The sequence below is a fragment of the Neobacillus drentensis genome (assembly GCF_036965645.1).
Lineage (GTDB): Bacteria > Bacillota > Bacilli > Bacillales > Cytobacillaceae > Neobacillus > Neobacillus drentensis_D.
Genome location: NZ_JBALPZ010000081.1, coordinates 1 through 10,865 on the forward strand (window position 1 = coordinate 1; position 10,865 = coordinate 10,865).

General features: G+C 39.4%; 9 protein-coding genes. 5 read left to right on the forward strand and 4 right to left on the reverse strand.

Annotated features, from left to right (window positions below; all coding sequences use genetic code 11):
* The first annotated feature begins 162 nt into the window (after nt 1-162).
* On the forward strand, nt 163-2,736 hold the full coding sequence (locus tag V7266_RS16015; protein ID WP_335468979.1) for a rhamnogalacturonan lyase: 2,574 nt from the start codon (nt 163-165) through the stop codon (nt 2,734-2,736).
* Nucleotides 2,737-2,911: 175 nt separating this feature from the next.
* Here the strand turns inward: V7266_RS16015 and V7266_RS16020 are convergent, their stop codons facing one another.
* Together V7266_RS16020 and V7266_RS16025 are read right to left on the reverse strand one after the other, a co-directional pair.
* The gene (locus tag V7266_RS16020) at nt 2,912-3,439 is read right to left on the reverse strand and encodes a methylated-DNA--[protein]-cysteine S-methyltransferase (RefSeq protein WP_335468980.1); all 528 of its coding nucleotides are present in this window, start codon (nt 3,437-3,439) and stop codon (nt 2,912-2,914) included.
* A complete protein-coding gene (locus V7266_RS16025) occupies nt 3,423-4,028 on the reverse strand; it encodes a bifunctional transcriptional activator/DNA repair enzyme AdaA (protein WP_335468981.1) in 606 nt (201 codons plus the stop codon). Before V7266_RS16025 ends, V7266_RS16020 begins: the two co-directional genes overlap by 17 nt.
* Before the next feature lie 197 nt (nt 4,029-4,225).
* On the opposite strand from V7266_RS16025, the gene V7266_RS16030 reads away from it, so the two are divergent.
* Complete coding sequence (locus V7266_RS16030; RefSeq protein WP_335469015.1) at nt 4,226-5,074, forward strand: DNA-3-methyladenine glycosylase family protein; 849 nt, start codon at nt 4,226-4,228, stop codon at nt 5,072-5,074.
* 199 nt (nt 5,075-5,273) lie between these two features.
* On the opposite strand, the gene V7266_RS16035 is transcribed toward V7266_RS16030, so the two are convergent.
* Nucleotides 5,274-6,620, reverse strand: coding sequence for an MFS transporter (locus V7266_RS16035; RefSeq protein ID WP_335468983.1), 1,347 nt, complete (start codon nt 6,618-6,620; stop codon nt 5,274-5,276).
* Nucleotides 6,621-7,257: 637 nt separating this feature from the next.
* On the opposite strand from V7266_RS16035, the gene ttdA reads away from it, so the two are divergent.
* From ttdA to V7266_RS16050, 3 genes are all read left to right on the forward strand, one after another.
* Nucleotides 7,258-8,169 carry a L(+)-tartrate dehydratase subunit alpha gene (gene ttdA / locus V7266_RS16040; RefSeq protein ID WP_335468985.1) on the forward strand — a complete coding sequence of 304 codons (912 nt, stop codon included), beginning with the start codon at nt 7,258-7,260 and terminating at the stop codon, nt 8,167-8,169.
* Nucleotides 8,166-8,777, forward strand: a complete 612-nt coding sequence (gene ttdB, locus V7266_RS16045) for a L(+)-tartrate dehydratase subunit beta (RefSeq protein ID WP_335468987.1) — start codon at nt 8,166-8,168, stop codon at nt 8,775-8,777. Before ttdA ends, ttdB begins: the two co-directional genes overlap by 4 nt.
* 213 nt (nt 8,778-8,990) lie before the next feature.
* Nucleotides 8,991-9,788: a fumarylacetoacetate hydrolase family protein gene (locus V7266_RS16050; protein WP_335468988.1), complete on the forward strand. Its 798-nt coding sequence runs from the start codon at nt 8,991-8,993 to the stop codon at nt 9,786-9,788.
* A 116-nt stretch (nt 9,789-9,904) separates the two neighbouring features.
* On the opposite strand, the gene V7266_RS16055 is transcribed toward V7266_RS16050, so the two are convergent.
* On the reverse strand, nt 9,905-10,657 hold the full coding sequence (locus V7266_RS16055) for a GntR family transcriptional regulator (protein ID WP_335468990.1): 753 nt from the start codon (nt 10,655-10,657) through the stop codon (nt 9,905-9,907).
* Nucleotides 10,658-10,865 lie beyond the last annotated feature (208 nt).

The window sequence follows — 10,865 nt, forward strand, 5'->3', positions numbered from 1 at the left end:
AATTAATTGTTCAGAATAATTAAAATATAATGAAGAGGGTCTTTTCATCCTGGAATCCACTTTGGCTTGTACTTTTAAAAGAGAGAGGTGTTGGCACTCACTACTGTAAGCGCAATCATTTATATATGCTTAATAAAATACAGTCTTTAGGAGGATAAAAATTTGAAGAAACGTTCTATTACTAAAAAGCTTTTATCTACCACAATCGCCTTACCCCTGTTATTAACAAGTGTTTCAACTGTCACTGCCAGCGGAGTCCAAAACAACCAGCCTTCAAGCAAGTTCCAGGGAAAAGGAGTCCAATTAGAGTACCTTGACAGAGGTTTAGTAGCCGCCTCTACATCTGAAGGAGTCTTTTTAAGCTGGCGCCTCCTGGCAAATGAAGCAAAAGGATCTTCTGAAACTGGTTTAACAGGTGTGGATTTTAATGTCTATCGCGACGGGAAAAAGATCGCAACGGTAACAGACAGTACCAACTTCTTAGATAAAGACGGCAGTACTGCCTCCAAGTACTATGTAAGTTCCGTTTTAGATGGTAAAGAATTAGACCAGAGTGCATCCGTCACAGCATGGGGTCAAGCCTATTATGATTTAGCTCTAAAAAAGCCAGCAGACGGAGTAACCCCAGCTGGTGAAACGTACACTTATTCGGCAAATGATATGAGTGTTGGAGATGTTGACGGCGACGGGAAATACGAATTTTTCGTCAAATGGTATCCTTCTAATGCCAAGGATGTGTCACAAGTAGGCTACACCGGTAATACGTATATTGATTGCTATAAGTTTGACGGCACTCTCCTCTATCGCATCGATCTAGGCGTGAATATTCGATCCGGTGCCCACTATACCCAATTCCTTGTATATGATTTTGACGGGGACGGAAAATCCGAAATGATGTTCAAAACTGCGCCAGGAACAAAGGTGATCAACTACGACCAAGCAGGAAACGTCACCTCTGAAAAATATATCACGATGCAGCAAAAGGACATTGAGGCAGGATATAGCAATACCGATGATTATCGGATGAGTAAAGAAGATTATTATAATCATGTGGTTAAAATGTTTATGAACTGGGACAAGCAGGAAGAGGTAGTGAATGGGCATTGGCCAAAAACACTGGAAGAATGTGTTGGAATTGCAAAGAAATACAGCTATCCACTTTCGAAAGAAGATGCTGAAAGCTTAACCAATTATTTCATGGATGTATATGCCCCTAGCCGAAGCAGCAATAACAAGCTCAGAAACTTTGAAGGATTTATTGTTGACGGCCCTGAGTATTTGTCTGTCTTTAATGGTGAAACCGGTGCCGAAATGGATACCATTGACTATAAACCTGGACGGTATGATGATGGCCTGATGTGGGGCGACTACGCGATGGCAAGAATTGAGCCAGGAAACCGTGTCGACCGCTTCCTAGCAAGTGTAGCTTATCTCGATGGTGAAAAGCCTTATGCTGTTTTTGCCCGCGGTTATTACACAAGAACCAATCTGGTTACATATAGCTGGGATGGAAAAAAACTGAAGGAAAACTGGGCGGTTGACAGCGGCTGGACACCAATGACTAATCCATTTAATGACAGTCCACATGGAAAAGACGGTACGGATCCACAATATGGTTCGATTACTACCCAGGGGGCACACTCGTTAAGTGCGGCAGATGTTGATGGTGATGGAAAGCAAGAAATCGTTTATGGGGGAGCTACCATCGACCATGACGGCTCTCTGTTATACAGTTCAAAGGATATCCTGCCGCCACAAAGCTCATCACCAGGAACACTTGCCAGATTGGGACATGGGGATGCACTTCATGTAACAGACATTGATCCAAATAGACCTGGTTTGGAAACTTTTATGGTTCATGAGGGAGCAACAGGAGCTCCATATGGGTATTCACTCCGTGATGCTAAAACTGGTCAAACGATTTATGGTGGTTATACTGGTAAAGATACTGGCCGAGGGATGGTTGGAGATATTGATCCATCGCATCCTGGTTTAGAAACATGGGCTGTTGGTTTATGGACAGCGGATGGACAAAAAATTAGTAATACTGCACCAGGAACTAATATGAATATTAAGTGGGCTGCAGATATGACTACACAGATTGTGGATGGTGCAAAGGATGTAACACCTACTATTAAAGATTGGCTGAAAGGTACTGTACTTACTGCTGAGGGCACTAGAACAAATAATGATACAAAGGGAAATCCTGGATTAGTAGCTGACATATTTGGTGATTGGCGTGAAGAGCTCCTTGTCAGAACTGCCGATAGCTCTGCCATCCGGGTTTACCTAAGCACGGAAGTAACAAATCATAAATTGTATACATTAATGCATGATCCTCAATATCGCGCGGAAGTAGCTAGGCAGAACACAGCCTATAATCAGCCTTCTTATACAAGCTTTTATTTTGGAAGTGATATCAACTGGGCTAACGTTCCAATCAATGTATACTGGACACCTGGTGTGTTGTCGGTATTAGACAATAAGATTGAGGATTATAAAGCAAATGGAGAGTTGTCTGGTCCGATTGTTCCACAATTAGAAAATTCACTGAAACAGGCCCAGTTCCATTTGGAAAAAGGATCAGTTGATACTGCACTAACTTTTATGGAAAAATTCGCTTCTGAATTAGCCAAGAAAACAAATCAAAACGATCTTTCATCCAATGCAAAATTGAACTTAAGCCATGATGCACAAGAAATGATAGATATGTTAGAAAAAGTAGAGAATAAATAAGATAATTTGCGGATAGAGTGTCTTAACTTGCGGTTAAGCTCCTCCTACTTGCTGATAGAGTCTTTCAATTTGCGGATAGCCTACTCTCACTTGCAGATAAAGAGTTTCAATTTGCGTAAAGCAAATTATTAAAGGTGCCAAACAACTGATGAAAATTAGTTGTTTGACACCTTTTTTATTGTGATAATCCTTGTCGTTCCAATTCAAGAAGCCGGGTCTTCATCTCTAAACCGCCCCGATAACCAGTCAACGCTCCGTTCTTTCCTACGACACGATGGCAAGGCACGGTTATTAAAATAGGGTTAGCGCCAATTGCTGTACCAACAGCCCGAACAGCCGCGGGTTTGTTTATTTTATTGGCTATCTCGGAATAAGATCTTATTTCACCGTAAGGGATCTCACACAAAGCGTTCCAAACTGATAGTTGGAAGTCAGTTCCATTGTAATCAAACGGAATGGTAAAGGTCTTACGTTTGCCATCAAGATATTCAACCAATTCTCCTTTATACTTCATGAGCGTTTCCTGACTTTCACTAAGGGGGCTTCCTGGAAACCGTTTGTTGGCCCATGATTTTAATTCTTCAAACGGCATACTCTGAGAACCTACAAAGCAAAGTCCCTTTGAAGTAGCCGCGATGTACATTTCCCAATCCTTATAGTTTAATATTGACCAATAAATAGTCGGCTTAATCTGAGATTTCACTTTCCCATTCCTCCGTGATACATTTTGACTGACGGTATTGTACGGGTGTGTCTCCCGTCTTCTTTTTAAAAAGTGTTATAAAATAAGGGGTATTAGGGATACCTACCATTCTAGATATATCCGTAACTGCTCGGTCAGACTTTACTAAAAGCTCTTTAGCCTTTATGATCCTAACTTCCTGAATATATTCAACAGGAGTCATTCCTGTAACTTTTTTAAAGGTTCGCTGCAAGTGGTAGGGACTTCCATGACTGATGATCGCCAGGGTTTCAAGCGTCAGTTTGCTATGATAATTTTCATTGATATGATTAGTAATCTTACTGATCCATTCTTGGTCAGGCAGGTTTTGTTCAGTGGGCTTACATCGTTTACACGGACGGAAATTGGCTGCAAAGGCTTCTTCGGTACTTTGAAAGATTCGAACATTCTCTTTTTTGGGAACACGTGACTTGCAGGATGGTTTACAGAAGATCCCTGTAGTCTTTACAGCATAAAAAAATAAATCATTGTATGCAGCGTCGTTTTCAATAATTGCCCGCCAATTTTCATCTGTTATCATTCCGTTATCAAAACCTTTTTGTCCACTCATTGTTCCACCTCTAACCATATTATAACGCACCCCAAATAGAAATAGCTGTTTTCAAAATAGAAGAGCAAGATTACGAAATCAGTTTTTGTGATAATAATAGAAAAGGAATGCGGGTGATAATTTTGTCAAACGTAAGAGAAAATCATTGGTTTGTTGAGAATGATAAGCTTTATATTCATTTACCGCTAGACTTTAATATGGCTGCAAATCTTGGCTATTTAGGACGAAATAAGAATGAATGCACGTATGACATTGAAAATAATGTTATTACAAGAGTAGTTCAGACAGGGGCAGCCAACAGACTTGTTCAGCTGTACGTAAATGATAAAAACCAAATGATCGTCCAGTTTATAGATTCTACACCAGACGAAAAAGAATGGAGAAAAGTTTTTAGCTTCATTTGGGAATGGTTTGATTTAGACCGAAATTTATCTCCATTTTTCGAAATGGCCAAAGGAGATCCGCTGCTCGAAAAACCCGTCCAAGAATTCCGCGGATTAAGAGTAATTGGTGTGCCCGATTTGTTTGAGGCTCTTTGTTGGGGTGTTTTAGGGCAGCAAATTAATTTAGCATTTGCCTACACACTAAAAAGACAGTTTGTTGAAAGATTTGGGGAGTCCATTGAATGGAATGGTAAAAAATATTGGACCTTCCCAACCTATAAAAAAATCAGTAAATTAACACTTGAAGATTTTGCGGATATAAAAATGACTGTGAGAAAAAGTGAATATATCATTGGCATTGCCAAGTTAATGGACATTGGTGAACTTTCAAAAGAAAGACTATTGGCTATGGATTTTAAAGATGCGGAAAAAAGTTTGATTAAGATACGCGGGATTGGTCCATGGACTGCCAATTACGTTTTAATGCGATGCTTACGATTTCCAACAGCTTTTCCGATTGATGATGTCGGTTTGCATAACGCGATCAAGTTCATGAGGGGTTCGGAGAAAAAGCCTTCGAAGGAAGAACTAATGGAACTTTCATTAAGCTGGTCCGGCTGGCAGGCCTATGCTACGTTTTACTTATGGCGGGTGCTTTATTAGGCAAAAAAAACATAGAAGCCTAATGATGATGTTAGGTTTCTATGGTGACCTATGAGAGCAAACAAACATGCAAATATAGAACAACTTATTACCACTTTTGTAATAAAAATTAATCTATTAAAATATTCACCTAGTTGTCCACCCAATATGATTAAAGGCTAGCCAATGTAGGCTAGCCTTTTTTAGTACTTGAACTTTTTTATGCCTGTACCTTTAATTGAGGCTGCTTTTCCTCTTTTAGTTCAGGAGGTAGTTCGATTCGTTCAACTTTGTTCACGATGAAAATGTAAGAAAATGCTCCGATTAACAATACTCCGCCAATAAAGAATAATGCGGCACTAAAGGAATGCGTTGTACTCAAAATATATCCTACTACGATAGGAATCACGATACCTGCCAAGTTACCCGATGTATTAAAGATACCGCCGCTCAGTCCTATAATTTCTTTTGGAGACATATCGCCAACTAGAGTCCAAGTGGCACCTGCCATCCCTTTGGCAAAAAAGGAAACTGACATGATGAGCATAATAAGTGCTGGAGATGAAGTATAGTTTGCCAAGACGATAACACTTGAAAACAAGAACCCAATGATAATTGGAGTTTTACGTGCTGCTCCGAGAGACTTCCCACGCTTTAACAAGTAGTCCGATATATATCCGCCAATGATTCCGCCGAAAAAGGCGCCTGCATATGGAATAGAAGCCATAAATCCAACCTTGAGCATGGACATATGTTTTTCTTCAACAAGATACGTAGGGAACCAGGTTAAGAAAAACCAAACAATTGTATTTAGGCAAAATTGCGCTATATAAATTCCTACCATTTGACGGTTGGTCAACAGGAGTTTTGCATGGGCCCACCTTATTTTTATCGGTTTATCCCCTGCATTCGCCAGACCGCCCCCCTCAAGAATATAGTCAATTTCGGCTTGATTTGCTTTTGGATGCTTTTTGGGCTCATGGATATGTTTGAACCAAAAGAACGAGACCACAATGCCAGCGATACCTGCAACATAGAATATCATATGCCAGCCATACTTCTGTAGAAGCAAAGCCAACACTGGTGTAAACAAAGCTAGTCCAAAATATTGGGCAGAATTATACACGGAAACTGCCCTGCCACGTTCATGCTGAGGAAACCACATGGCTGTTAATCTGCTATTTCCCGGAAACGAAGGAGCTTCTGCAGCCCCTACCACAAATCGTAGAAGGAATAACATTAGGAAACCGCTAACCCACCCTTGAAAAAAGGTGAATAGCGACCATAGGAACAACCCAATCCCATAAACAACACGGGCCCCAAATCGATCCAATAACCATCCTCCTGGGATTTGCAGAAAGGCATAGGCCCAGTTGAACCCAGAGAAAGCGATTCCCAATGCTACGGCATCCAATTGTAAATCCTTGTTCATTACAGGGGCAGCTACACTTAGCGCCGATCGGTCGATATAGTTAACTGCTGTTGTGATAAATAATATAGCCAAAGTCAAATAACGTAAATTAGTTTTTTTGGTAATCGCTTTCAAATCTTGCAAGTTAACACTCATAAGATTTCCCCCCTAAATATGTGGTGAACATTATCCTTGGATAAACTGATAAACTTTCAATCTTTTCGAATACTAGTTATGGAAAAAGTATGACAAATCTTCTATTTAGAAACCTTATTTCGTACTATCAAGGATTGGATGATAACCTCTGGTATGTACTTATTTGAAAGACTCTATCACCAAGTCCTGATTATTCTCCTGATGAATTCCTACATAACATTCTATTATTCTTCATTAACAGTTTGGTACTAATGCAAGATGATCGCAGTATTCTTCAAACTATCTCCCGTCTAGTATCTCACGGGACAGTTGCTATACGAAAACTATTTTTTTCTGACATTCGTCTTCCTCCTTCGATTTTCCTGAAAACCCTTACAGCAATTATCACTTAACGTATACATTAATGTCAATAATTTATTTTAATTTTCACTTATCCAATTTTTCGAATTCACAAAATATACATATAAAACTCAATAATAATAAGGTTGTTAGATATTATTCTTCAAACCAAAATATTAATTACACAAAATATGTTGACACTAATGTATACGTTGTTTAATAATAAACGTATAAGTTATTCCTAAATCACCTAACTATTTGGTGACTAAACAATAAGGATAGAGAAGGAGAGTTATTTATGGCAGCTACTATGGATAAAATACGGCAAAAGGAAAAAATGATTGAGATGATGGGCAAATTTATATCGCTCGTCAGCTACAAGCTTCCTGATGATGTAGAAAAAAAACTGAAAGAATTGAGCGAAGAAGAAAATAATCCTCTTGCAAAAATCATCTACAAAACAATGTTTGATAACCAGAAGCTAGCTTACGAGTTAAAGAGACCTTCATGTCAAGATACAGGAGTTCTTCAATTTTTTGTAAAGTGTGGACAGAACTTCCCCTTGATTGGGCAGTTGGATAGCATTCTAAGGGATAGCGTGTATAAGTCGACCAAAGAAACCCCTTTGCGTCATAATTCTGTAGAGACATTCGATGAGTACAATACAGGAATGAATATCGGCAACGGTACACCTAGTATCTTCTGGGAAATCGAAGAAGACAGTGACCAAGTGGAAATCTATACTTATATGGCAGGGGGCGGATGTACCCTTCCTGGAGTGGCAACAGTCCTAATGCCTGGGGAAGGCTATGAAGGCGTAGTAAAATTTGTACTTGACCGCATGACAAGTTATGGACTTAATGCTTGCCCTCCACTTCTTGTAGGTGTTGGCGTCGGTACTTCTGTTGAAACAGCCGCCTTAAATTCAAAGATGGCCCTTATGAGACCTGTTGGAAGTCATAACGATAATGAAAATGCTGCTAAGATGGAAAAACTTCTTGAAGATGGAATTAACGCTATTGGCCTTGGACCTCAGGGACTTAAGGGATCTAAATCTGTCATGGGTGTAAATGTTGTGAATACAGCAAGACATCCTTCTACAATTGGAGTTGCAGTTAATACAGGATGTTGGTCCCATAGAAGAGGAAAGATCACCTTTGATCGTAATTTGAACTATGAAATTAGTACTCACGAGGGGGTAACACTATGAGTAAGAAAGTATTAACAACACCTATAAAGGATGAAGATCTTAAGGATATCCGAATCGGAGACATCATCTACCTGACAGGGACACTGGTTACTTGCAGAGATGTTGCACACAGAAGACTCATCGAGGAAAAAATCCCATTACCTGTAGACCTTAGTGGTAAAGCTATTTTCCATGCAGGTCCTATTGTAAGAGACCTTGGAAATAATCAATACGAGATTGTCTCTGTTGGTCCCACAACCAGTATGAGAATGGAAAAGTTTGAAAAAGAATTTATCGAAGAAACAGGTGTTAAACTCATTGTTGGAAAAGGTGGAATGGGGAAAAACACCGAAGAAGGATGTAAGACTCATAAAGCGCTGCACCTCGTATTCCCAGCTGGAAATGCTGTTCTTGCGGCAACAAAGGTTGAACAAATCAAAGAAGTACATTGGAAAGACCTTGGAATGCCTGAATCTCTTTGGGTATGTGAAGTGAATGAGTTCGGTCCCTTGATTGTTTCCATTGACGCAGAAGGAAATAACATCTTTGAAGAAAATAAAGTGGAGTTCAATAAAAAGAAGGACGAACAATATGAGTTGATCAGCCAGCAAGTGCGATTCATCAAGTAAGTATTTCCGTTACATGAAATCTTTTGGATATCATAAAATTGTTAGTGGAAACGCATTCAACTATTTTACTAGATTAAGATGGAAATCATAGTCTTAAGCCGATTTACGTACAGATTCGGATTTGGCATATCTTTAGCGATGACGAATCCGGATTTGTCATTGTCGGGGAGCTGCAATTATTTTATCTATAGATGGAGTTGATGTGGTATGGTAATGCAGGTACTACAAAAAACACAAACGATAGTTCGCTATAAGAATGATAACGGTGAAGTATATTACGGAGTGGTAGAACATGACGAAATTCTACAATTATCTAGTAATTTTATGGAAGTAGTTAACAATGTGCTTAAATTTGATGGCGTAAGAGTTAAATATAGTGATGTGAAAATCTTAGAACCTGTTGAACCCTCAAAAGTGATTAATTTCGGGTGGACATATTCTGAACACGCAAAAGAAACTGGAGGAAAGGCTAATCTCAAGGAACCGTTTTTGTTCTTAAAGCCGACATCTTCCTTGATTCCCGATCACGGGGAAATCATTCTTCCTTCAAGCGATTTAACCAAGCAGGTTGAATTGGAGGGGGAAGTGGCACTTGTTATTGGAAAACGCGGCAAAAATATAAAAGAAGAAGAGGCATTGGATTATGTTTTCGGCTGTACAATTTTTAATGATGTAACAGCAAGAGATCTTACAAAAACCGATCCCCAATTTACCCGCGGCAAAGGGTTTGACACTTTTGGTCCTTTAGGTCCGTGTATCGTGACGGGTATAGATCCAACTAATTTACAAATAGTTACCACCCTAAACGGTAACGTCGTACAAGACGGTAATACTAATCAAATGTCTCTTTCCATTCCTTTTCTTATCAGTTGGATATCAAAGGTTATGACACTCGAGCCAGGTGATGTTTTAGCAACTGGTTCACCCTCTGGCAGTTGTCCAATGAAGTCAGGTGATGTTGTTTCTGTGGAAGTAAAAAACATCGGGAAACTATGTAATTATGTAATCTAACACATGTATTTTTCCAGCCGAGGCTGTAGCGGATTTCTTAAAAATCTCTACAGCCCTTTTCTTTTATATAGGAAGTTTTATTTTACTTAAAAGCGCTCTAAGTGATTTATCACTAATTAAGTTAGAGATCGGATAATATTTAATATTTCACTACGAGCTCTAAAACGGTGGGATTGTAACATAGATCGTGCAGCCTCAGGTTCTGATGCCCGCATAACAGCAACAATGGCTTTGTGGTCCATTATGGAGCGTGTTGGTTTGGGACGGTGTTTAATCGTATATAATCGGGCACGATATAATTGATCAGATTGACTATCCATAACCACTCTCAGACGGGGATTTTGGGCTAAGTCGACAATGAGTTGATGAAATTGCTCATCAAGGTCAGTCCATAATAGTAAATCTTCGGAGTTTAGTGCTTTTTCTTGTTCCTCAATCAAATGGTCAAGTTTGTCTAATTCTTCAGAGGTAGCACGCTTGGCAGCCAGGCTTCCAGAAATCCCATCCAGTGCTTCTACTACTTCATAAATTTGTTGGAGATCATGCGCTACGATGGGTGCTACAACAAACCCGCGGCGCGGAATGAGCCGTACCCACCCCTCCATCTCTAAACGCACGAGAGCCTCACGAACCGGAGTTCTACTCATCCCCAAGATGTCAACCATTTCCCTTTCGAGTACTGTTTGTCCCGGAGGGAGATGAAGTTGTCGGATGGCATGCCTTGTTGCAAGATAAGCAAGTTGCGGCAAGCGTGACTCCCCATTTTTATCTAAGCTATTTAAAAATGAATGAATGTTTTGAGAAAGAGCAGAATGATCTAGTTCTTTAAAATTAACATCTGCCGTTGAGAGTTCATCTGGCGAATTCATACTATAAACACACTTCCTAAAAAATTTGATTACGATAACATTCTAATTATTAACGCTGCAGCTAAGTTTACCTTATAAAACGGCTCTTTAAAGAAATCATAACAGAAAATCAATAATTAACTCAATAAAGAACAAAACAAACCCATTTTTTTGAACCCTATTATTCATTTAAAAAACCTTCATCATTTTGGATTATAAGCTAATTATG

Bases quoted from the DNA above. Each gene is read 5' to 3' on its own strand.
- V7266_RS16025 (WP_335468981.1), bottom strand. From the start codon at position 4,028: ATGAGTGGACAAAAAGGTTTTGATAACGGAATGATAACAGATGAAAAT.
- V7266_RS16030 (WP_335469015.1), top strand. From the start codon at position 4,226: ATGGCTGCAAATCTTGGCTATTTAGGACGAAATAAGAATGAATGCACG.
- V7266_RS16035 (WP_335468983.1), bottom strand. From the start codon at position 6,620: ATGAGTGTTAACTTGCAAGATTTGAAAGCGATTACCAAAAAAACTAAT.
- ttdA (WP_335468985.1), top strand. From the start codon at position 7,258: ATGGCAGCTACTATGGATAAAATACGGCAAAAGGAAAAAATGATTGAG.
- ttdB (WP_335468987.1), top strand. From the start codon at position 8,166: ATGAGTAAGAAAGTATTAACAACACCTATAAAGGATGAAGATCTTAAG.
- V7266_RS16050 (WP_335468988.1), top strand. From the start codon at position 8,991: ATGCAGGTACTACAAAAAACACAAACGATAGTTCGCTATAAGAATGAT.
- V7266_RS16055 (WP_335468990.1), bottom strand. From the start codon at position 10,657: ATGAATTCGCCAGATGAACTCTCAACGGCAGATGTTAATTTTAAAGAA.